Source organism: Oceanicola granulosus HTCC2516, assembly GCF_000153305.1.
Classification (GTDB): domain Bacteria; phylum Pseudomonadota; class Alphaproteobacteria; order Rhodobacterales; family Rhodobacteraceae; genus Oceanicola; species Oceanicola granulosus.
The window spans coordinates 19,232-42,238 of sequence record NZ_CH724111.1 but is presented as its reverse complement, the minus strand read 5'-3'; the positions used below and the strand labels follow the sequence as shown (position 1 = coordinate 42,238).

The 23,007-nt window shown below is 67.6% G+C and carries 18 protein-coding genes and 2 pseudogenes; 11 read left to right on the top strand and 9 right to left on the bottom strand.

Translation table 11 applies throughout. The annotated features are described in order from the left end of the window. Positions 1-43 precede the first annotated feature (43 nt). Positions 44-2,026, top strand: coding sequence for an alpha-amylase family protein (locus OG2516_RS18155; RefSeq protein WP_007257164.1), 1,983 nt, complete (start codon positions 44-46; stop codon positions 2,024-2,026). A 235-nt stretch (positions 2,027-2,261) separates the two neighbouring features. On the opposite strand, the pseudogene OG2516_RS18150 reads toward OG2516_RS18155, so the two are convergent. Next, positions 2,262-3,252, bottom strand: a pseudogene (locus tag OG2516_RS18150) (IS30 family transposase). Between the two features lie 474 nt (positions 3,253-3,726). Further along, positions 3,727-5,340, bottom strand: coding sequence for a flavin-containing monooxygenase (locus tag OG2516_RS18145; protein ID WP_007257162.1), 1,614 nt, complete (start codon positions 5,338-5,340; stop codon positions 3,727-3,729). 367 nt (positions 5,341-5,707) lie between these two features. On the opposite strand from OG2516_RS18145, the gene OG2516_RS18140 reads away from it, so the two are divergent. Then, positions 5,708-7,195: an NAD-dependent succinate-semialdehyde dehydrogenase gene (locus OG2516_RS18140; RefSeq protein WP_040616407.1), complete on the top strand. Its 1,488-nt coding sequence runs from the start codon at positions 5,708-5,710 to the stop codon at positions 7,193-7,195. After that, on the top strand, positions 7,192-8,439 hold the full coding sequence (locus OG2516_RS18135; protein WP_007257160.1) for an iron-containing alcohol dehydrogenase: 1,248 nt from the start codon (positions 7,192-7,194) through the stop codon (positions 8,437-8,439). Before OG2516_RS18140 ends, OG2516_RS18135 begins: the two co-directional genes overlap by 4 nt. A 27-nt stretch (positions 8,440-8,466) precedes the next feature. Here the strand turns inward: OG2516_RS18135 and OG2516_RS18130 are convergent, their stop codons facing one another. From OG2516_RS18130 to OG2516_RS18120, 3 genes are all read right to left on the bottom strand, one after another. After that, positions 8,467-9,297: a 3-oxoadipate:acetyl-CoA acetyltransferase gene (locus tag OG2516_RS18130; RefSeq protein WP_007257159.1), complete on the bottom strand. Its 831-nt coding sequence runs from the start codon at positions 9,295-9,297 to the stop codon at positions 8,467-8,469. Positions 9,298-9,337: 40 nt separating this feature from the next. Continuing rightward, positions 9,338-10,030, bottom strand: a complete 693-nt coding sequence (locus tag OG2516_RS18125; RefSeq protein WP_007257158.1) for a GntR family transcriptional regulator — start codon at positions 10,028-10,030, stop codon at positions 9,338-9,340. 210 nt (positions 10,031-10,240) lie between these two features. Beyond that, entirely contained in the window at positions 10,241-11,302 is a 1,062-nt protein-coding gene (locus OG2516_RS18120; protein WP_007257157.1) for an SDR family oxidoreductase, read from the bottom strand. Positions 11,303-11,445: 143 nt separating this feature from the next. Here OG2516_RS18120 and OG2516_RS18115 point away from each other — a divergent pair, with 143 nt between their 5' ends. The 8 genes and pseudogenes from OG2516_RS18115 to OG2516_RS18085 all read left to right on the top strand — a co-directional run bounded on the left by OG2516_RS18115 (position 11,446) and on the right by OG2516_RS18085 (position 20,301). Beyond that, positions 11,446-12,348: an MBL fold metallo-hydrolase gene (locus tag OG2516_RS18115; protein WP_007257156.1), complete on the top strand. Its 903-nt coding sequence runs from the start codon at positions 11,446-11,448 to the stop codon at positions 12,346-12,348. A 16-nt stretch (positions 12,349-12,364) separates the two neighbouring features. After that, positions 12,365-13,078: an SDR family NAD(P)-dependent oxidoreductase gene (locus tag OG2516_RS18110; RefSeq protein ID WP_007257155.1), complete on the top strand. Its 714-nt coding sequence runs from the start codon at positions 12,365-12,367 to the stop codon at positions 13,076-13,078. Positions 13,079-13,193: 115 nt separating this feature from the next. Next, positions 13,194-13,913, top strand: a complete 720-nt coding sequence (locus OG2516_RS18105; RefSeq protein WP_007257154.1) for an SDR family NAD(P)-dependent oxidoreductase — start codon at positions 13,194-13,196, stop codon at positions 13,911-13,913. Positions 13,914-14,080: 167 nt separating this feature from the next. Beyond that, on the top strand, positions 14,081-15,250 hold the full coding sequence (locus tag OG2516_RS18100; protein WP_007257153.1) for a substrate-binding domain-containing protein: 1,170 nt from the start codon (positions 14,081-14,083) through the stop codon (positions 15,248-15,250). Between the two features lie 69 nt (positions 15,251-15,319). Beyond that, positions 15,320-17,881 (top strand): ATP-binding cassette domain-containing protein, encoded by a 2,562-nt coding sequence (locus OG2516_RS18095; protein ID WP_007257152.1) that lies wholly within the window; start codon positions 15,320-15,322, stop codon positions 17,879-17,881. Further along, positions 17,878-18,876, top strand: a complete 999-nt coding sequence (locus tag OG2516_RS18090; RefSeq protein WP_007257151.1) for an ABC transporter permease — start codon at positions 17,878-17,880, stop codon at positions 18,874-18,876. Before OG2516_RS18095 ends, OG2516_RS18090 begins: the two co-directional genes overlap by 4 nt. 251 nt (positions 18,877-19,127) lie before the next feature. After that, positions 19,128-19,295, top strand: a pseudogene (locus tag OG2516_RS20820) (IS3 family transposase); the annotation flags it as partial. A 583-nt stretch (positions 19,296-19,878) separates the two neighbouring features. Then, entirely contained in the window at positions 19,879-20,301 is a 423-nt protein-coding gene (locus OG2516_RS18085) for a hypothetical protein (RefSeq protein WP_007257150.1), read from the top strand. A gap of 129 nt (positions 20,302-20,430) precedes the next feature. Here OG2516_RS18085 and OG2516_RS21020 read toward each other — a convergent pair whose 3' ends face one another. From OG2516_RS21020 to OG2516_RS18070, 4 genes are all read right to left on the bottom strand, one after another. Beyond that, entirely contained in the window at positions 20,431-21,138 is a 708-nt protein-coding gene (locus OG2516_RS21020) for a transposase (protein ID WP_425357556.1), read from the bottom strand. Between the two features lie 23 nt (positions 21,139-21,161). Then, entirely contained in the window at positions 21,162-21,509 is a 348-nt protein-coding gene (locus OG2516_RS21015) for an IS5/IS1182 family transposase (RefSeq protein WP_007257147.1), read from the bottom strand. Positions 21,510-21,982: 473 nt separating this feature from the next. After that, the gene (locus tag OG2516_RS18075; RefSeq protein WP_007257145.1) at positions 21,983-22,414 is read right to left on the bottom strand and encodes an SPRY domain-containing protein; all 432 of its coding nucleotides are present in this window, start codon (positions 22,412-22,414) and stop codon (positions 21,983-21,985) included. Continuing rightward, positions 22,414-22,956, bottom strand: a complete 543-nt coding sequence (locus tag OG2516_RS18070) for a hypothetical protein (RefSeq protein WP_156799445.1) — start codon at positions 22,954-22,956, stop codon at positions 22,414-22,416. Before OG2516_RS18070 ends, OG2516_RS18075 begins: the two co-directional genes overlap by 1 nt. Positions 22,957-23,007: the final 51 nt, after the last annotated feature.

Genomic DNA, 23,007 nt, shown 5'->3' with positions numbered 1-23,007 from the left:
ACATGCATCCAAGCGTACCAGACCAGTAACAAGGACGACCCCCATGCGTTTCCGCCAGGTCCATCTCGATTTCCATACCTCCGGCAAGATCCCGGGCATCGGCAGCCGGTTCGATCCGGCTGATTTCGCCCGAACCTACAAGCAGGCCCACGTGAACGCCGTGAACGTGTTCGCCAAATGCCATCACGGCTATTCCTATCACCCCACCGAGGTCGGCGAGATGCACCCGCATCTCGAGTTCGACCTTCTGCGCGCCCAGGTCGACGCGCTGCAGGCCGAAGGCATCAAGGCGCCGATCTACCTCTCCGCGGCGTGGGACGAACTGGTGGCGGCGAAACATCCGGACTGGCGCATCCTCAGCCCGGATGGCGGCAATCCGATGTTCCACGGCGAAGAGGCCGGCGGGGGCTGGAAATTCATGGATCTCAGCTCGCCCTATGTCGACTACCTCGTTGCGCAGATCGAGGAGGTCGCGCGGCTGTTTCCGAACCTCGACGGGCTCTGGATCGACATATGTCACCAGTTGCAATCCGTCAGCCCCTCGGCGCTGGCCGGCATGGAGGCCGCCGGCCTCGACCCGCAACGGGAAGCCGACCGGATCGACTTTTCCGAGCAGACGGCACTGAGCTTTTACGGCCGCGTTCGCGCCATTGCCGATCGTGCCGGTGTGCCAGTCTTCTTCAACCTCGGCCATCTGCGCCGGGGACGGGCCGACGTGCTGCGCAAGTATTTCACCCATCTCGAGATCGAGTCCCTGCCGACCGCGAACTGGGGATACGAGCATTTCCCCGTCAGCGCCCGCTACCTGGAGCCGCTGGGAATGGACTACCTCGGGATGACCGGGAAGTTCCATCACATGTGGGGCGAGATGGGCGGCTACAAGAAACCCGAAGCCCTCATCTACGAATGCGGCACGATCCTGGCGCAGGGCGCGCGGGTCTGCATCGGGGACCACCTGCATCCCTCGGGCCGGATCGATCCGTCAACGTACAAGGCGATCGGCCAGGCCTATGAGTGGATCGAGGCGCGGGAGCCATGGTGCGAAGGCACCACGAACCGGGCCGAGATTGGCGTGATCAGCGTCGAAGCCATGGAAAGGCCCAGCTACGCGGACCGCCCGGCCCATAGCTGCCCGGCCGACGACGGCGTGGTCCGCGTGCTGATGGAGTCGCGGTTCACCTTCGATCTTCTGGACGAAGACAGCGATCTCGCTCCCTACCGGCTGGTGATCCTGCCCGATCTCGTGCGTATCGACGACGCGCTGAAGGCGAAACTCGATGCCTATCTCGCGCAGGGCGGGCGCCTTCTGCTGACAGGGGCCAGCGGGATCGACGGTGAGACGATGCATTTTTCGGCAGGCGCCGAATGGCACGGCACCTCACCGAACAAGGGCGGCGATTACGGCCTTCCGATCCCGGATCTGCGCGCAGGCTTCGTCGATGAACCGCTGTTCTACTACATGCCCGCCGAGCGCTTGACCGTCACCACCGGCGAAAGCCTCGGCGCGGTCTACGAGCCCTATTTCGACCGTGGCGCCGATTTCAGCGGCCACCTGAACACGCCTGCGCAGCCGGATCCGAGCGACTATGCCTTCGGCACCCGCGAAGGGGCCGTCACGCGCCTGGCCTTCCCGGTCTTCTCAGCCTACCACCATGCCGGCGCTGTGGCGATGCTGGAGATCGCCGCCCGGGTCATCGACGCCTCCCTCGGCCGCGACCGGATGATCCGCTCCGACCTGCCCACCGCGGCCCGCGCGACGTTGCGCGCGATGCCGGACGGCAAGGGCGATGTCCTGCACCTGCTCTACGCAACGCCGGTCCTGCGCGGCGTGCTGCGGCAGGACCCGGTGCAGCCGATCCAGGACATCGTGCCGCTGCGGGATGTTTCGCTCGACATCGAGGCCAGGAATGTCACGTCGGTTCGCCTTGTTCCCGAGGGCACCGCGCTCGACTTCCAGTCGGACGGCGATCGGCTCCGCTTCCAGGTGCCGGTGATCCGGGCCCATCAGATGGTGGAGATCCTCTGACGCTCGTTGGGGTAGGGGAAGCCGATACGCGGAACAGCAGCGGCTTCCCCGACCTTCGGTCGTGCTGGGAGAGCGGTCGTGCGCGACTGTGAACCTGGTGGTGTTGGACGGAAGGCGTCATCGGGTCGGATGAAACGCCGTTCCCCGACCCAGGCGGCCGGGCATCATCGTCGGTCGAACGGGCCTTGCGGTAGGCGTTCTTTTCCTTGTAGGTTCAAGGGTGCGACAGGGTCCGCTACCTCAGGGTCATCATCTCGTCTCTGAAGGCCTCTGCCGGTGTTCTCCAGCCGAGACATTTCTACGGGGTTCCGTTAAGGCGGTCGCAGATCGCCTTCATATTGCGATTTGAGAGCGCCGCCAGGGCGTGTCCCGTGGCAGGTAGCGCCGGGCGCGCTTGTTCAGGTTCTCGACCGATCTCTTCTGCCAGGGCGCCTGCGGATCGCAGAACCAAACCTCGGTACCGATCCCGGGCTTCAGCTTTCGCCAACTGCGGAACTCGATCCCGCGGTCGAAGGTGATCGAACGACGGGCAGGCTGGGGCAGGGGTTCCATGACCGTCATGAGTCGGTTCATCAGATGCGTCGTACTCCGGTCGTTGTTCCGGAACAGGACGGCAAAGCGGGTTTTGCGCTCGACCAGAGAGGCGATGTTGGCATTGCCCTAGGCGCGTTCAAAGATCATCAGGTCACCTTCCCATTCGCCGAAGGTCTCGCGGGTTTTCACATGGTCCGGCCGCTGATGGATCGAGCGGTCAGGCGGGAAAACAAGGCCTCGCGGCCTGCGGCCATAACGCGGGCGGCGCTTTTTTCTTCGGCTGGGCAGATGGCGGGCGAGCTCGTTCGACCGACCTTCCGAGCCGTAGACATAGGCGTAGATCGTCTCGTGGCTTACTCGCTGAGGCTGGCCCTCGAACCCAAGACGACCGGCAATCTGCTCCGGTGACCAGCCTGCCTTCAGCTGCGCGATCACCGCCTCGCGCAAGTCCGGCAGCCGCACCAGCTTGCTGCGCCTGGCCCGCCGGTTCGAAGCGGTCTTCTGGGCGACCATCCCATAATAGCCGTTCAGATATGGCAGCTCTTCGTCGAGAAAGCGTTGTGCTTGATCTCCCGGTAGACGCTCGACCTATGCCGGCCGAGCTCCGTGGCGATCCTGCTGACCGGCGTCTTCGCATTCAGCATGTCCTCGATCAGGCGACGTTCACGCAGATCCAGTCCGGTGTGGGCCATCTTCCTTCTCCTTGCTTTCCAGCAAGATAGGGAATTTGTCGCAAGCCAGATTAGAATGTGCCAAGCTGCAAGTGCGAGGGCCGCTAAGGAATGTTATGTTGGATGCGCCCTGGTTGCGGGGCGCGGGCGACGGCCGGGTTCGATCTCAGGAGCCGGTGCCGGAATTCGGCTTGAGGACCTACTCGTCAAGTAGGGCTATACGCGCTCCATGAACAATGCGGAGCACAGTTGCGCGGGCGGCGGATGATCTGCCGCAACATCCCTATCGCGCTCGACCGGCCCAATATCGGTGACGCGCACGCGTTTCAAAGCGGCATGTATCTCCGCGCGACCACCCAATCATCGTCGGTATCGAACAGTTCGCCATCAGGCCGGCATTCGAGGTGACATGGCTGACAGGCCGACGATAGCGTCGTCGATCGCCCTTGTCCGGGCGCCAACGCCCGCCGACGTCACAGCCGGCGGGCGCGCTGCTCAGCGGATCGAGAAGCCGCGATAGTTGTCCGCCTTGATCTCGTTCATCTTCTCCATGTAGCCGCCCATGCCGCCCATGAACCACATGGAGGTGCGCGGCTTGCCGGGGATGTTGGCGCCGTTGATCCAGCTGTCTGTGACCTCGAACAGGGTTCCGGCCATGCCTTCTTGGCAGACCCTTACCCATTCCTCCTGGGCTTCGCGGCTGGTCTCGATCAGGCCCTCGCCCTCCTCGGCGGTCTGGATCATGTTGGTGAGGAACTTGACCTGCCACTCGTGCACCAGCGGCTGGCTGGTGAACGGGCTGAACGGGCCGAACACCATCAGCAGATTGGGGAAGTTGGCGATCGACATGCCGGCATAGGCGTGCGGGCCGTCGCTCCATTCGTCCTGCAGCCGCACGCCGTCGCGGCCGACGGTTTCGATCTTGAGGTAGTTGCCGGTCATCGCGTCGAAGCCCGTCGCCATGATCAGCACGTCGAGTTCTACCTCCTCGCCGCCCACCATCACGCCATTCTCGGTGAAGCGCTCGATCGGGTTGGCCTTGACGTCGTGGAGGGTGACGTTGTCGCGGTTGTAGGTCTCGTAATAGTGGTCGGCGGCGAGCGGGCGCTTGGCGTAGTACTCCTTTGGGGTGAGCTTACGCGCGGTCTCGGGGTCCTTCACGATCGAGTCGATCTTTGACTTGATGAAGTCGGTCGCGGTCTTGTTGGCCTCCGGCGTCACCGGGATGTCGGAGAAGGTCTCGAGCATGAAGGCGAAGCCGTTGCCCTTCTGCCAGGCCTCCTCGTAGACGCGCTGGCGCTCGGCCTCGGAGACCTCGAGCGCCGACACCGTGCTCTCGTCGAAGCCGAACACCGCGGCGGTGGACAGCGCCCAGTCGCGGAAGCCCTCGGGGTCGCGCTTGATCTTCTCGCGGGTCTCCTTGGGGAACGGGCCGACGCCGAGCGGCACCACCCATTGCGGGGTGCGCTGCAGCACGTGCAGGTGGCCGACCTTGTCGGCGATGCTGGTGATGATCTGGATGCCGGTGGAGCCGGTGCCGACGACGCCGACGCGCTTGCCGGCGAGGTCGGGCTCGTCGCGGGGCCACTTCGAGGCCAGAAGCACCTCGCCCTTGAACTTGTCGCGGTCAGGGAATTGCGGCGCGTAGGACGAGGACAGCAGGCCGACTGCCTCGATTACGTATTTCGCCGTCACCGTCTCGCCGGCCTCGGTGGTGAGGCGCCAGCGGCGGGCCTCCTCCTGCCACTCCATCTTGGCGATGCGGGTGTTGAAGTTGATCGCCTCCTTCAGCCCGTGCTTGTCGGCGACCGCGTTGAGGTATCCGAGCACCTCCTCCTGCTTGGCGTAGCGCTCGGACCATTCCCAGTTCTGGAACATGTCCATGTCGAAGGAATAGGTGTAGACGGTGGACTCGGTGTCGACCCGGCAGCCGGGATAGCGGTTCCAGTACCAAGTGCCGCCGACGCCGGACGCGTCGTCGAAGCCCTGGGCGTTCATCCCGAGCTCGTTCTTGACCCGGTGCAGCGCGTAGAGGCCTCCCACGCCCGCGCCGATTACCGCGACATCCAGTTTCCGTCCGTCGAGCTTGCTTGCTCCGTTGCCGTCCATGGTTGACCTCCCATTCAATCCCGTTTGCCGAAAGGCAGAGTCGGCGGCGCGCGATCGGGCGCAGCGCTGCGTCGGAAATGCTACTACCGTATTACGGTATTATCGTCAAGGTCGGAATGGCCGAGTGGCGTGTGCTGGCGCTCTTAGTAGGCAACGGGGCGACCTTGTGAGCAGTCGCCGACCACCGCGCCAATGGTCGAGAGCTTTTTCCGGCCGCCGTCGTGCCGCCCGCGGCCAGCGCCGGAATCGCCTTGCTATTAGGATAAGCCCGTATTACGGTATTATCAATGCACGGCACGAGGCAGTACGGAGCAATGAGCTCGCGGCTGCCGCGGAGCCATCGCGCCCACAGCCCAGGGATCGAACTATGCCCCCCAATTCGACGACATTGGCCGCCGCAGCGAACGTCGCGGTCGCGCTGCCCAGCGGACAGCTCTACATCGACGGCGCCTGGGTGGCCGGCGAGGGCGAATTCGAGGTGACCAACCCCGCCGACGGCAGTCGCGTCGGCGCGGTGGCGCACGCCACCTCGGCGCATGCACTGCGCGCGCTCGACGCCGCCGAGGCCGCGCAGGCCGCCTGGGGCCGCCTCGCGCCGCGGGCCCGGGCCGACCTGATGCACCGCGCCTACCGGCTGATGCTCGACCAGGAGGACGCCTTCGCGCGGATCATGACGCTGGAGAGCGGCAAGCCGCTCAGCGAATCCCGCGCCGAGTTCAAGCTGTCGGCCGACTTCCTGCTGTGGTTCGCCGAGCAGACCGCCCATGTCCACGGCAGCTACGCCGAGAGCTCGCACGGCGGCTTCCGGGTGATGGTGCACCACCAGCCGATCGGCCCCTGCCTGCTGATCACGCCGTGGAACTTCCCGCTGCTGATGATCGTGCGCAAGGCCGGCGCCGCGCTCGCCGCGGGCTGCACCGCGGTGGTCAAGACCGCCCAGGAGACGCCGTTCACCGGCGCGCTGTTCACCCAGGTGCTGCACGACGCGGGCTTTCCGTCCGGCGTGGTCAACTTGCTGCACACCCGCACCTCGTCCGAGATCTCGGCGCCGCTGCTCAAGGACCGCCGGATCCGCAAGGTGTCGTTCACCGGCTCCACCGGGGTCGGCGCGCTCTTGATGGAGCAGGGCGCGCGCAACATCGTCAATTGCTCGATGGAGCTCGGCGGCGACGGCCCCTTCGTGGTGCTCGACGACGCCGACATCGACCTCGCCGTCGCCCAGGCGGTGATCTGCAAATTCCGCAACGCCGGCCAGGCCTGCGTCGCGGCGAACCGGATCATCATCGACAAGAAGGTGGAGGCGGAGTTCACCGAGAAATTCATCGCCAAGGTGAAGGCGCTCACCGTGGGCAACGGGCTCGACGCGGTCGATGTGGGCCCGATGATCTCGGCGAAGCAGCGCGACGGGCTGGCGGCGACCCTCACGAAGCTCACCGAGGCCGGCGGCCGGACGCTGGCGGGGGGCAACCCGATCGCCGGGCCGGGCTATTTCTTCGAGCCGACGGTGGTGCGCTTCGAGGGGCCGAGCGAGGTGATGTGCTCCAACGAGCTATTCGCGCCGATCGCCACGATCTTCCCGGTGGACGGCGCCGCCGAGGCGATCGCGCTAGCCAACGACACCCAGTTCGGGCTCGCCTCCTACGTCTTCACCCGCGACATCTCGCGCGCCATCGGCTTTGCCGAGCGGCTCGCCTTCGGCATGGTGGGGATCAACCGCGGGATTATGGCCGACGCCGCCGCGCCGTTCGGCGGGACCAAGGCGTCGGGGATCGGCCGCGAGGCGGGACAGGACGGAATCTACGAGTTCATGGAGCCGAAATACATGGCCCTCACCGTGGCGGACGAGCTGTCGTGAGTCGCCTCGACAACGCCCTCGGGCTCGGCCTGGTGCGCCAGCCCAAGACCGTGCTCTTCGGCCCCGGCCAGCGCCGCCAGCTCGGCCGCCACGCCCGCCGCTTCGGCACCTCGGCGCTGATCGTCACCGACGAGCGAATGGCGACCACCGAGGACTTCGCGGCGATGAAGGCCGACCTCAAGGCGCAGGGGCTGCGGGTGGCGGTGTTCGACGCCGCCCTGCCCGACCTGCCGCGCCAGAACGTGCTCGACGTGGTCGCCGCCTGCGGCAGCGACCGGCCGGACGTGATCGTCGGGCTCGGCGGCGGCTCCTGCATGGACCTCGCCAAGGCGGCCTCGGCGGTGCTCGCCCATGGCGGCGACGTGCGCGACTATTTCGGCGAGTTCGCGGTGCCCGGCCCCTGCGTGCCGCTGATCACCATCCCCACCACCGGCGGCACCGGCGCCGAGGTCACCAGCCTCGCCATCGTCTACGACGACGTGGCGCGGATGAAGATGGCGATCGCCGACGCCCATATCGCGCCGGCGGTGGCGCTGATCGACCCCGAGCTGACGCTCACCTGCCCGCCCGGGCTCACCGCCGCCACCGCCGCCGATGCGCTCTCGCACCTGGTCGAGGGCTTTACCGTCAAGCCCAAGAACCCGAGCGCCGACGAGCTCGACCGCGAGATCTACGTCGGCAAGAACCGCATCACCGACATGTTCTGCCGCGAGGGGCTGCGGCTGATGGATCGATCGCTGGCGCGGGTGGTCGAGGTGCCCTCCGACCTCGCCGCGCGCAGCGACGTGATGTTCGCCGCCTATTGCGCGGGGATGGCGATCAACACCACCGGCACCGCCGCCGCCCACGCCATCCAGAGCCCGATGGCCGCCTTCGGCCACGCGCCGCACGGCTTCGGGGTCGGCGCGCTGCTGCCCTACGTGATGCGCTTCAACCTGCCTTACTGCACCGAGGAGTTCGCCGAGATCGGCGCGGTGCTGAACGTCGCCGACCCCGACGGGCCGGTCGAGGATCGGGCCCGGGCCGGGATCGCGCGGGTCGAGGCGCTGCTCGCGGCGGCGGGCAGCCCGCTCGACATCGCCGCGCTGGGGGTGACGGAGGCCGACCTCGACGAGATCGCCGCCTCCTCGGTCAAGGCGGTCCGGCTGGTGCGCAACAACCCCGCGCCGATGACGCCCGAGAGCGTCAAGGCCGTGCTCCGCCGCGCCCTCGCCGGCGACCGGAGCTGGTGGACCAGCCCCTGAGCCGCGGGGGCGCGTGCGCCCCCTGCCCTAGCGCACCGGCAGGCCGAGCAGTTCGCGGGCCTCTGCCGGCGTCGCGACCGGGCGCTGGTGGCGCTCGCAGATCTCGGTCACCCGCCGCACCAGCGCCGCGTTCGACGGCGCCAGCGTGTCGCGGTCGAGGCGGATGTTGTCCTCGAGCCCGGTGCGGGCATGGCCGCCGGCGGCCACCGACCATTCGTTGATCTCGATCTGATGCCGGCCGATCCCGGCGGCGCACCACTCAGAGTCCGGCAGCAGCCGGCCCATCGTCTCGATGTAGAAGTCGAACACCCGCCGGTCCGCCGGCATCGCGTTCTTCACGCCCATCACGAACTGCACGTAGACCTTGCCCGCGATCCGCCCGTCGGCGCTCATCTCGGCGGCCTTGAGGATGTGCGACAGGTCGAACGCCTCGACCTCGGGCATCACGCCGTGAGCGCGCATCTCGGCGGCGAGCCAGTCGACCAGGTCGGGCGGGTTCTCGTAGACTCGGGTCGGGAAGTTGTTCGACCCCACCGACAGCGACGCCATGTCCGGCTTCAGCGACAGCATCCCGCCGCGCTCGCGGCCGGCACCTGAGCGGCCGCCGGTGGAGAATTGCACGATCAGCTCGGGGCAATGCGCGCGCAGCCCCTCGAGCAGCCGGCCGAAGCGCTCGGGGTCCGAGCTCGGGCTCTCGTCGTCGTTGCGCACGTGGGCGTGGCAGATCGTGGCCCCGGCCTCGTGCGCCTCGTGGGCGCTCTCGACCTGCTCGGCGACGGTGATCGGCACCGCCGGGTTGTCGGCCTTGCGCGGCAGCGAGCCGGTGATGGCGACGCAGATGATGCAGGGTTTGGTCATGGCTGGTCCTTCGGCTGCCCGCGGCGCCGCACCCGCTCCGTCAATCCTTGGCGACGTCGGGATGGCGCTTCATGTACTCATGGATGGCGAGTTCGCCGGCGAGCAGGATGTGGTGCTCGCAGGCGTTCCAGGCGGCCTGGGCGTCGCGGTCGACGGCGGCGGCCCGGATGATCGTCTCGAGCTCGCGCAGCGACGGCTCGGTGCGGGCCTCGTCGACGAAGGCGAAGCGGCGGAAGATCGCGATCCGCGCGTGCATCGCGCGCAGGTCCTCGGTGAGCACTCGGTTCTGCGCGCCGTCGAGCAGGCGCTCGTAGAACTCCGCCTTGATCGCCTCGCGGCTCTCCACGGTGCCCTTGCGGTATTCCTTGTCGAGCCGCTTGCCGAGCTTGACCAGCGCCTTGCAGTGGTTGGCGTCGGCGTGCTGGGCGAAGAGCTTGCCCGCGAGCGCCTCGAGGGTAGCGCGCACCACATAGATCGAGCGGATCTCCTCCTCGGTGAGCACCGCCACGATCGGCCCGGCATTGGGGACGACGTTGACCAGGTGCTCGGATTCGAGCTGGCGCAGCGCCTCGCGCACCACCGTGCGCGACACCCCGTAGGATTCGCACAGCGCGCTCTCCACCAGCCGCATCCCCGGGGCCAGGCGGCCCTCGACGATCTCCTCGCGAACTCGCTTCAGCACTTGCTGGCGCAGCGGCGCCGCGGTGCGGGAAATGATCTTCGAATCTGGCATTGGCGGTTCCTGCCTCACCTTGGGCGCTGGCGCGCCGGTCATTCACGAAGCTCTGTCACTCGGGATCGCACAGGCGAGTGCCACCGCGCCGTTTCACCCGAAGCGCGTAATAGCAGCCCCCGTCCAGTGAACGCCAGACACGCCGTGGCACAGGGTCCGGAATCCATAATACGATAATACAGGGTGACGGTATGTCCGTCAACTCGAGCGTCACGAAATCACCCGCTCCGCCCGTAGCCGGTCAAAGACGTCGGTAAAGCTCGACAGCGTGTCCTGGTAGGCGGTGAATCCCCGCACCCGGCTGTTCTTCATGTCGGTGATGCACTCGATCTCGCGGCCGAGGTCGGCGTCGCTGTGCCAGAACGAGGCGATCTCGTGCAACCGGGTCGGCTGCAGCCCGTGGCGGGCGACGATGTCCTCCCAGATCGGCTCGGCGTCCGCCATCTGCGCCTGCAGCGGGGTCGGCGCGCCGGGATAGGGCGCCGGCTCGAGGTCGAAATATTCGGCCAGCCGCGCCCAGAGCCAGTACCAGCGGAAGACGTCGCCGTTGGCGACGTTGAGCGGCAGGTTCGCCGCCTCCGGGGTCTGCAGCGCCCAGACGATCTGGCGGGCGAGAATGCGGGCGTCGGTGACGTCGGCCACCGCCTCGTACTGCGCCTGCGATCCGGGGAAAACGAACGGCCGGCCGGTCTCCTTGCAGATGCTGGCGTAGACCGCGAGCGTCACCGCCACGTTCATTGCGTTACCGAGCGCGTAGCCGATCATCGAGTGCGGCCGGTGCACGTTCCACGGGATGCCGCGCCGCTCGGCCTCGGCGAAGACCACGTCCTCCTGGGCATAGTAGAAATTGTCGCCCGGCAGCCGCGGCTGGGTCTCGAGGAACGGCGAATAGGGCCGGCCGGAGCCGTAGCTCTCGAACGGGCCGAGATAGTGCTTGAGCCCGGTGACCAGCGAGACGTGGCGCAGCGGCGCGTCCTCCAGCGCGACGAACAGGGTCTCGAGCATCGCGCGGTTGACGCGGACGTTCTCGGCCTCGCTTGCCTGCATCGACCAGGTGCAGATGACCAGGTCCTGCACGTCCTCGAACTCGCCCCGCGACGCCTCGGCGGCCTCGGGCCGGCCGAGGTCCAGCGCGATTGTGCGATGCGCGCCGGGCCCGCGGCCCGAGCGCGACAGGCCAGTGACCCGCCAACCCGCGGCGGCGAGCGCGGCGGTGGCATGACTGCCCGACAGGCCGGAAGCTCCGACAACGAGCGCGTGTCGTCCGTTCATTGTGAAGCCCTCCAAGGCCGCGGCCCCCGGAGGCACCCGGGAAAATGCCGCTAGACGAGAAGAGCATATTACCGTAATACTGCAATGCAACACGTTTTAGACATGCGCCCGCTCCAGCGGGGTGCAACCGAGGGAGAGAGATCATGCCGGCCAGCAAGCAGAATACCCAGAACGCGGGATGGTACCGCTTCAAGGTCGGGGATCTCGAATGTACCACGATCTGGGACGGCTACATCCATCACGGCTACGAAGGCATCTATCCCAACGCCGATCCCGGCGAGATGGCCCGGCTCAAGCGCGCCTATCGCCTGCCCGAGGATTACATCCCGATGGACTGCAACCCCGCGGTGGTGAACGACGGCGAGCGGCTGATCCTGATCGACGCCGGGATGGGCGAGACCTCGCGGATGTTCGGCGACAAGCAGGGCCGCGCCCGCGAGAACCTCGCCGCCGCCGGGATCGACCCGCGCGACATCGACGCGGTGCTGATGACCCACCTGCATCCCGACCATTCCTTCGGCCTGATCGACGCCGACGGCAACGCCGCCTACCCCAACGCCGACCTCTACGTCTCCGAGCAGGACTGGGCGGAGTGGACCGACGAGGGCAGCCTCAGCCGCAACGACCATGTCGGCCCCTGGACCGAGGGCACGCTGGCGGCGGTGAAGCCCTACCGCGACCGGCTCAAGCTGTTCCGGATGGGCGACGAGGTGCTGCCGGGGATCGAGAGCATGTCGGTCGCCGGCCACAGCCTCGGCCAGACCGCCTTCATCTTCGAGAGTAACGGCGAGAAGGTCGTGTTCACTGGCGACGTCGCGCACCACCAGGTGTTCGACCCGATCCACCCCGAGTGGTTTTTCCACATGGACTACGACAGCGACCCCGAGCTCGGGGCAAAGGCCAAGTCCGACATCTTCGCCCGGGTGGTGGACGAGAACATCCGCTTTCACGGCTACCACTTCCCTTTCCCCGGTATCGGCGACCTCGAGCGGGTCGAGGACGGCAGCTACCGCTTCCACGGCGACGCCGTGACCCCGCGGCTCTAGCGCGGGGCGCGGAAACATGGCCGAGCGCTGCGCGATCGTCACCGGTGGAGGCCGCAACATCGGCCAGGCCATCTCGCTGCGGCTCCAGCAGGACGGCTACCGGGTATTCGCGCTCGACAATGCCGAGCCGGAGGTCGAGTCGCTGCGCGCCGACCGGGTCGACGTCGACCTGATGGACGCCGACGCCACCCGCGAAGCGGTCGCCGGCATCGCCGCGCGGCACCAGGTGCGCTGCCTCGTCAACAACGTCGGCATCGTCGCGCCCGCCGGGTTCGACGATGTCGACCTCGCCGATTTCGACCGGCTGATGCACCTCAACCTGCGCTGCGCCATCGTCTGCGCCCAGGCGCTGGTGCCGGGGATGCGTGCCGCCGGCGGCGGCCGGATCGTCTTCAACACCAGCCGCGTCACCAAGGGCAAGAAGGACCGCACCCTCTACAGCGCCACCAAGGGCGCCGCGCAATCGATGGCGCGGACCTGGGCGCTGGAGCTGGCGCGGGACGGAATCACCGTCAACTGCGTCGCCCCCGGGCCGATCGCCACCACCGCCTTCTGGGCCAACAATCCGCCCGACGCGCCCAAGACCCGCGAGATCATCGACCAGATCCCGGTCGGCCGGATGGGGACGCCCGAGGACGTGGCCAACGCGGTGGGCTTCTTCTGCGACGACCGTGCCGGCTTCGTCACCGGCCAGACCCTGTTCGTCTGCGGCGGCGTCACCGTCGGCTGAGCGCGACCGCAAAAAAAGATGTTTGCCATAAGACCGTAATACGGTAAGATCAGCACAAGAAGATCGAACGCGCGGAGGAGCGTGCTTCGGTCGGTGTTCATCAGGGAGGAGGACCATGAGACTCGAGGGCAAAGTCGCGATCGTGACCGGCGCGTCCCGCGGGATCGGCCTCGGCATCGTCGAGGCCTTCGCGGCCGCCGGCGCCAAGGTCATCGCCGGCAGCCGCAAGCTGCCCGAGGCGGGCTACCCGGACGGGGTCCAGGGCGTCGAGCTCGACGTCGCCGATCCCGACCACTGGGCGCGGGTCACCGACGCGGTGCTGGCCGAGCACGGCCGCATCGACGTCTTGGTCAACAACGCCGGCATCATCGCCTACGAGCCGCTCGAGGAGCTCGACCTCGAATCCTGGCACCGGGTGGTCGGGGTCAACCAGACCGGCGTCTTCCTCGGCATGAAGTCAGTGATCCCGGCGATGAAGAAGCAGGGCAAGGGCTCGATCATCAACGTGTCCTCGATCTGGGGCAACGCCGCGGTGCCGGGCGCCCACGCCTACCACGCCACCAAGGGCGCGGTGCTGATGATGACCCGCAACGCCGCGATCACCTATGTTGGCGACGGCATCCGGGTAAACTCGATGCTGCCGGGCTTCATCGACACGCCGCTGACCCAGTCCCAGGACCCCGAGGTCAACAAGTACGTGGTCGGCCTGACGCCGCTCGGCCGCGCCGGCACGCCGGCCGAGATCGCCAACGGCTGCGTGTTCCTCGCCAGCGACGAATCCTCGTTCATGACCGGGGCCGACCTCGTCATCGACGGCGGCTACCTGGCGCAGTGAGGCGCTGACGGCGCCGCGCCCGAGGCAGGGCGGCGCCGCCGGGCAAGGACCGAGATCGAGACGAGACCCACCGGGGAGCGCGGATCCAGCCGCGCCGCCGGCCGGGAGCGGTGCGACCGCCGCTACCCGATCCCACCGACGACCATCCTTCAGGAGAGGACAACGCTATGTTCAAATCGCTAGCAATCCCCGCCGCGCTGGCCTGCGCCACGGCGCTGCTGCCGGGCGTCGCGGCCGCGCAGACCGCCGAGGAGCTGATGCAGTCGCGCCTCGGCACAACCGACGCCGGCCCGGTCATCGTCGAGACCTTCGAGCGCGCCGCCCAGCCGGTTACCGACGAGATGCGCCAGAAGGCGCTTGAATGCTGGAACAACAACGGCTGCGAGACCGGCACCGGCGGCGAGATTACCGTCGCCTACGCCGACGGCTTCGGCGAGAACGTCTGGCGCCGCGTCACCGCGATGGAGTTCATCCAGCAGGCCCTCACCTACCCCGAGATCGGCGAGATCCTCTATACCTCCGCCCGCGGCGACGCCGCCCAGGCGATCTCCGACCTGCGCTCCTACATCGCCCAGGACGTGGACGTGATCGTGATCTTCGCCGATGCTGGCGAGGCGCTCGGCCCAACCGTGCGCGAGGCCCAGGAGGCCGGGATCATGGTGACCGTGCACAACGGCACCGAGGTCGGGGTGGCCGGCGAGGATTACGTCGCCAACATCGCCGAGGACATCTGCGCGCTCGGCGCCGCCTTCGTCGATGCGGTTAGGGAGGGCAACCCCGAGGCGACCGACATCGTCGCCCTCGGCGGCACGCCGGGCAACCCGCTGAGCCAGACCTGGCAGGACTGCGCCGAGACCCGCGCCGGCGAGATCGGCGACGGCGTCGAGGTGGTGGCCCGCGAGGACACGATGTGGACCCAGGAAGGCACCTTCACCGCGGTCTCCGCCGCCCTGTCGCGCTTCGACCAGGTCGACGGCTACATCTACGAGTACGCCGACGGCTTCCGCGGCGCGGTCCGCGCCTACGAGGCAGCCGAGAAGCCGATGGACTTCGTGGTGGCGCTGCGCACCGACGAGCAGGGCCTGTTCTGCGACTGGGAGGCCTCGGGCAACGAGAACTTCAAGGTCTATTACTCCTCGGGCCAGAACTTCCAGTCCCGTATAGCGCTGACCGCCGCGATGATGGCGCTGAACGGCGAGGAGGTGTCCTCCTCGATCAACGTTCCGTTCTCGATGAAGCCCGCCCAGCAGGGCCAGTGCGACCCCTCGCTGCCGATGGAGATCTCGGTCTCCTCGCTGGTCGACGCCGAGACCCTCGGCGCGATGTTCGGCCAGTGACGCCAACCGGGGGCCCCGCCACCACGGCGGGGCCCCGCCCCTGACAGCCGCCACGCCGGAGTGACGCCAATGGCCGAGATCGTGCTGAAAATGGAGAACGTCTCCAAGACCTACCCGGGCGTCCGGGCGCTCGACGACTTCTCGATCGAGTGCCGCGCCGGCGAGGTCCACGCGATCCTCGGCGAGAACGGCTCGGGCAAGAGCACGCTGATGAAGATCGCCAGCGGCACCGTCACCCCCGACGGCGGCAGCGTCACCATCGACGGCCAGCCGCTCACCGCCGCCGACGCCCGCCTCGCCCACCAGCTCGGCCTCTACACCGTCTACCAGGACGACTCGCTCGTGCGCGAGCTGACCGTCGCCCAGAACCTCTACCTCGGCACCGAGAAGGGCGCCGTCCCCTACGCCCGCATGAACGCCTGGGCCCAGGGCAAGCTCAACGAGTACGAGATGCCGTTCCCGGCGACGACGATCCTCGGCGACCTGACCCCCGCGCATCGCCAGTTCGTCGAGATCATCAAAGGCCTGCTCAACGCGCCCCGGGTGCTGCTGCTCGACGAGCCGACCTCCACCCTCGACATGGCCGGCGTCACCAAGCTGATGGCGATGGTGCGCGATCTCACCGCGCAAGGCACCGGCGTGCTCTACGTCAGCCACCGCCTGCCCGAGATCCTCGACCTCGCCGACCGGGTGACGATCCTGCGCGACGGCGTCCAGCGCGGCACCTTCCCGGTCACCCCCGACCTCTCCGAGCACGAGCTGATCTCGCTGATGATCGGCCGCGACCTCGAGGGCGAATACCCCGACAAGCTCGACGCCGGCAGCGCCACCCCGGTGCTCAGCGTGCGCGGCCTCGACGGCGAGCAGTTCCACGACGTCTCCTTCGACGCCTATCCGGGCGAGATCCTCGGCCTCGCCGGCGCCGAGGGCAACGGCCAGCGCGAGGCGCTGCGCGCGGTGGTCGGGCTCGAGACTGCCACCGGCGAGGTGCGCTGCCACGGCCGCCGGGTGAACCACAACGCGCCCCACGACGCGATCGCCTCGGACGTGCTGTTCCTCAGCTCCGACCGGGTCGGCGAAGCGATCTTCCCCGAGCTCAGCGTGCGCAAGAACATGATGCTCACCCGGCTGCGCGACGTCGTCGCCGGGCCCTTCGTCGCCGCCCGCCGCGAGGACGGGGAGGCCGAGCGGATGCGCGGCGATTTCGGCGTCGTCACCGCCAGCCTCGACAGCCAGATCAACGGCCTCTCGGGCGGCAACCAGCAGAAGGCCGCCCTCGCCCGCACCTTCCGCAGCGGCGCCCGCGCGGTGCTGATCGACGAGCCGACCCAGGGGGTCGACGCCGGCGCCCGCTTCGAGATCTACCGCGCGATCCGCGACAACATCCGCGACGACGGCACCTGCGTGGTCAATTCCTCCGACGCCCAGGAGCTCGCCGGCATCTGCGACCGGGTGCTGGTGTTCTCGCGCGGCCGCATCGTCGCCGAGCTCACCGGCGCCGACGTCACCGAGGAGCGGATCGTCTCGAGCTTCCTCACCACCCGCGATGCCCAGGCCGCCCGCGCCGGCGACGCCCCGGCGCTGTCGTCCTTCGGCGCCTCGATGATGTCGCTGTTCCGCGGCTCAGTGAACTGGTGGGTGCCGCTGGTGTTTTTGTCGATCCTCACCCTGATCGTCGGCGGCTACGCGGCGAGCCAGAGCGAGGCCTTCCTGCGGCCGATCAACTTCCGCCACATCCTGCTGGCGGTGGCGCCGGCGGCAATGGTGGCGATGGCGCAGCTGCACGTGCTCCTGGTGCGCGGCCTCGACGTCTCGGTCGGCTCGATGATGAGCCTGACCGTGGTCGCCGCCTCGTTCCTGATCGCCTTCCAGTCCGGCACCGGGACGATCCTGCTCGGGATCGGCCTTTGCCTGCTGATCGGCCTGGCGGCGGGGACGGTGAACGGGATGCTGGTGCGCTACGCCCGCATCAACGCCATCATCACCACCATTGCGATGCTGTCGATCCTGCAGGGCCTGGCGCTGGTGTTCCGGCCGACCCCGGGCGGGCTGATCAGCCAAGACTTCACCGAGTTCCTGCGCGCCCGCGTCGGCTTCCTGCCGGTCTCGGTGTTCTTCCTGATCGCCTTCGCGCTGCTCAGCGACCTCTGGCTGCACCGCACCCGCTCTGGCCTCGAGGCCAAGGCGGTGGGCTTTCGCGAGGAGGCGGCGCGGCGCAACGGCGTCGCCGTCGATAGGGTGCAGATCCGCGCCTACGTGCTGGCGGCGCTGACCGCCACAGTGGCGGGCTTCTTCCTGGCCTCCGAAGTCGGCGTCGGCCACCCCACCATCGGCGCCAACTTCGCGCTCGCCAGCATCGCCGCGGCGGTGCTCGGCGGCGCCTCGCTCGGCGGCGGCCGCGGCTCGTTCGGCGGCGCGCTGTTCGGGGCGTTCTTCTTCACGCTGACCATCAATGTGATCTCGATCCTCGGCCTCAGCGCCTCGGTCGGGGTGATTGCCAGCGGCGCGATGACGCTGCTGGCGGTGTTTCTCTACACCGGCTTCTCGGAGCTGGAAAAGCTGCTCGCCGCCGGACGCCGGCGCCGGGCGTTCCGCCGGATGGCGGGCCTGCAGGGGGGAGAGGCGTGGTGAACGCGGCGACCGGCAAGACCCATCTCGACACCCCCCGCGGCGCCGCCCCGGCGCGGCTGCTGGAGAGCCTGCCGATGCGCTTCCTGGCGATCTGGATCGCGCTGGCGGCGATCCTGCTGCTCGGCGCGGTGTTCCTGCCGCGCAGCATCCAGTTCTCCTCGATCCAGTCGATCCTGCCCTTCGCGGCGTTCCTGACCCTCGCCGCCCAGGGCCAGGCACTGGTGATCATGGCCCGTGGGATCGATTTGTCGGTGCCCGCCATCGTCACCCTGTCGAGCACCGTGCTGCTCGCGGTCTCGGGCGGCACCGAGGGCAATTCGCTGCTGGCGATCCTGGTGGCGCTGGCGGCGGCGATGCTGGTCGGCGCGGTCAACGGCTTCTTCATCGCGGTGCTGCGGATGAACGCGCTGATCGTGACCCTGGCGGTCGGCGCGATCGTCACCGGGCTGACCCTGAGCTTTCGCCAGGCGCTGCCGGCGGAGGCCAATGTGCCCGCCGCCCTCGCCGATTTCGGCGGCGGCCGCACGCTCGGGATCAGCAACCCGTTCTGGATCGCGCTGGTGGTGACGGTGCTGGCGACGCTGGTGCTGCGCAAGACGGTGATAGGGCGCAAGTTCGAGGCAGTCGGCGCCAATCCCGCCGCCGCCCGCGCCGCCGGCATTGAGACCATGCGCTTTCAGGCCGGCGCCTATATCAGCGCCGCGCTGCTCTACGGCATCATGGCGGTGCTGATCTCGGGCTTCATCCGCAACCCGACTCTTGAGGTCGGCGCCCCCTACCTGCTCGCCCCGATCGCCGCCGCCGTGCTCGGCGCCACCTCGATCAACGGCGGCATCGGCAGCATGATCGCCATCCTCGGCGCCGCCCTGTTCCTGACCCAGCTCGGCCAGCAACTGCGCCTGTTCGGCCTCGAGACCTCCTACCAGATGATCATTCAGGGCATCGCCATCGCCATCGGCATGTGGCTCTCGGGCTGGTGGGAGCAGCGGCGGTAAGGGGAGCGCCCTCCGCCGCAGCTCCGAGAGCGAAGCGTGCGCGGAGGCCGTTCACAGCATCAGTCAGGATAGGTCGGGCGCCTGTACTGCCTTTCAAGATCATTGACCGCACGGTGTTTCCGCTCGAACCCACCTCAACTAGCGGCCGGACGACGCAGTCTATGCTGAGCCTCCCATATCCTAATCGCTGAGACGCTCTACGGGCTCCCGTTTCGACCGGACACTTGGGCTAGCCATGGAGGCTTAAGCACATGCCTAAGTGCTTGCTTTTTGCTGAGATTGAGATCGTCAGCGAGGCTGTCGGCGCAGCTGGTCCGCGAGCGGGGAAGATGTGGATCGTTGAGGAGACGCTGGAGGAAGGCTCCAATATCTGGGTCGTTGCCCGCCGGAATGACGTTGTGTCGAACCTGTTGTATCGCTGACGTCGTCCGATGCTGGGCGAGCCGCTCTTGTGTAGCGACTGATCTTCGCCTTGCGATTTCAGCGCGTTGCGGCGCGTTCCCGGACTTTCTGCGGGATCTACTTTTTCCTCTGTCGGGCGATCCAATCTCCTCTGTGACGGCGCTGTTGCCGTCGAACATCCTTGAGGGCGGCACCCTCCCCTTCTCTTGCTTCAGAAAGATCACCCCATGAGCCTTTTCAGCTCCACTAGCGCTTCGAGCCCATTTGACGCGAACCGCACGGGTTCGCCGCCGGTCCCGGCATTCCCCACTGATCAGGACGCTGCGGCTGACGGCTCCGAACCGGGTCCGTAGCGGCACGCTCTTCACCACCCGAACCGCCCCGGCTGTCAAATGACAGCAAGAGCACTCACCGGAAGGACCTTTCCGTGGCCCAGATCAAAGCGACCATCCTGACCAGCCGCCTTGGCATGCGGCACCACCTGTCGATGCTGTATGTGTGGGAGGAACTCGCTGACGCTCTTTCCAGTTTCCTGCAGGCTCCGAAGCCCGGACCCTTGAAGAAGCGTATGAGGAGGCAACGCAGTTCGCTTATCTCATCATGGATGGGGATCTGGTCTCCGCCCGTGGTATCGATCATTTTGCCAGCGAGCGCTGGGACGTGCGCTGGTTTGAGAATATTCATTTTCGAAAGCGCACGCTTCTGCCGGGCGGCTGGTCGGCTGCGGTCGAGGCAATGGTCGACGCTGACTCGGGTATGGGCGGGCGCTACTATCGGCACCCTCCTTGCGAACCTCGGCAGCTTCTGCTGCCGTTCTGGGGCGGCGAGAACGGACGGGCGGCAGAGACTATGGGCCACGCCGCGCGCACACCCGAAGGGAACCGGCTCATCCTGAACACCATGTCCGTCATGACCGCCGGAGGGATGTTCGACGCATTGGACTGTGACGACCTTTTCTTCGACATGCGCCAGTCAGTCGACGACCCCGACCTCTTGCTGTTCGGGCTCGTTGGGAGAGTATAGCCGGAGACGGACAGGTCTTGGCGTGACTGTCGTGACTTTGAAGCGCCGCAGTGCTCGAACCGCGCTGCGGACGTTGCTGGATACGTGTCCGACGGAAGCCGATTTGCATGTCCCTGAAGATTGCATCGCCTATGTCGGCCGGCGCCATTTCGACCCAGCAACTCCCTTCCTGGAGGCAGACCTTCGCCGTCTCCGGCGGCATCCGGATAAAGCTCTTGTGGGTCCTCCCCATGGCCGTTCCGAACGGCCGCACGCGCAACCGGTCGATGCCGGGCCAGAGACCATGGCATTCGGCGGGCCTTGTTGCGCAAAGGACGTGAAGCGCGGACCTCCCCTTTCCCCAGACGCACTTATGCCCCGGGCTCTGTGACAGGTATGCCGAGCGCGGTGTAGCCGTTCAGGACGGCGGCGCGGATCTGAAGTTCGGCGACCTGACGATCGAAGTCGCGTGCCATGAGGCTCTGCCCCAAGAGCTTCACGCAGTGCATCTTCGTCTCGGCGCGGCTTCGGCGGCTTCCACGGTTTGGCGTTCCTGCGCGGCGGCATGACCGCATGGGCGCCTCCGTCGGCGACGGCGTCGTGACACTTGCGCGTGTCGTAGGCACCGTCCGCGATCAGGCGGGATCTGGCTGAGCAGTTCGGGCAGCATGGGCGCGTCACCGACGTTGCTCCCGGTGATCTCGAGGCCTCGGATCTCCAGCGTCTGCTCGTCGACGCCCCTCTCGGCGAATGCATGCATTCGCCTGCCGGGCAATGGATGTGGATCTTGCGCCATAGGCGGCGTTTCGCGCCACCGTGCTTGCGGGCGTGCCACTCGCCTTCACCTTCGACCTTGATGCCGGTGCTGTCGATCAGCAGGTTCAGGGCCCCTGCGAGCCGCGGTAGGGAATGGTCACGGCCAAGGCCTTCTGGCGCCGGCTCAACGTGCTGAAATCCGGCACTGCCCAGTCGAGGCCAACTAGGCGCAGGAGGCTTTCAACAAAACCGGTCGTCTGCCGGAGCGCCATGCCGAAGAGGACCTTCATCGTCAGGCATGTCTGGATCGCAGCATCGCTATATTGCGGCTGACGGCCTCGCTTGCCGGTCGGCGGCGGCACCCAGGCTATGTCCGGGTCGAACCAGATCGTCAGGGAGCCACGCTGCTTCAGCGCTTCGTTGTAGGCCGGCCAGTTCTCGGTCTTGTCGCTCGGCGGGATGGGTTTGCTCATGCAGACCGGCTACCACGCTGGATTCACTAGATAAATCCCTCACCCGGGCTTTGCGCAACAGAGCCAGCTCGAGGAGCCCGGGCTCGTGGGCGAGGCGGTGCTGTTCGTCGGTGAAGGTCTTCACGGGATCACTCCATTGCCTGGTAGGTTCAAGGACCGGCTCATTCCACCGCGCCCAGAAAGAAGCTGGGTCCGACCTGACTGGCCGAGGAAGCATTCCGGCGGAATCTTCTGACCGGCCTCTCTTTTACGTTCTGGATCAGGTGGATGAGGTGCCGTGCCTGGCTCGTCTGGCGGGCTTGGCCGGCGAGGCACGTCGTCGAGCTGAAGCGCATGTCGATCCTCGCGGCGCTGAACGCAGCCGACCTCTGACGCACGAACCGGGCCGTCACCTTGGATAGCCTCGGGTCGTCGCCCGCCGTGCGACAAGGCACGGGCGGGCGACAGGGGCGGCTCGCAAGCCCGCGGCGCCCTCAGTCCTCGAGGAGGCGGGTCGTCGCGCGCTCTGCCTTAGCGGCGTCGAGCACGGCCGCGATGGCGCCGTGGAAGCGGCTCAGTTCGGAGGCGCTCCACGACAGCGCGGATGCGCGCTCGTCTCGGTGGAGCGTCGGCCAGCCGCCGCGAACATGGTTGTCGTCGGCTTGCCAGCCGTGACGGGTGCCGGCCTCCGCCTCCCGCTCCACGAGCGCGATCAGCGCGTCGAGATCGTGCAGCATCTTCTCGAGGAAGATACTGCCGCGGTCGATGCACCGGATGATGTGCTCGGCCGCACCGCGCCGCAGCGGCGGCAGATGCGGGATCACCGTGTCATACAGCATCGCGCGGATGGCGCGGGCCTGGTCGAGCGCCTGCTCGACGGCAGCGGCGAGTTGGCCGGGGCCGGCGGCGAAGGGTTGGGCCAGCATCAGGCGGCCCCCCGCGCGCGCTGGACCAGCCGCTTTGGCCGGCGCCGCTCGACCGTGAACCGAGGCTCCCGCCTCCGGCGCCGGTCCGCGCGCCGCTCGGCCGCGATGTCCCGCTCCGCCTGAATGCGGGCGCGCACCGCCAGCAGCCGCTCGGCGGGCCCACCCGAGAGGCGGCCAAGCACGGGCGCACCGGTGTTGGAGGAGATGACGAAGCCCGGACTGTCGAGCGAGACCATAAGCCGGCGTCGGCCGATGAAACGGGTCGGGCGGTCCAGCCCGGACGACAGGTAATCCTCTTCGTGCAAGGCGTGCACTTCGTATCCCCAGTTCGACTTGCGCGGCGAGGTCGTGCCGTAGGCGATCAGCGCGAAGCGCTCGCCCGCCAGGTCTTCGATCTCGAGGACGAGACACGGCCGCGGCTTTGGCCTTTCAGTGGGATCGGCCTCCGCCAGCGGGAACTCGAACGAGACGATGTCGCCGGGCGAAAGGTGCTCCTGCCAGGCAGGAGTCATCGCGAGGGTCGTGTCGGTGATGTCGAGCATTGTCAGCTCCTTCATTTCCAGTGTGAACATCCGACGCGCCCGACTTCTCCC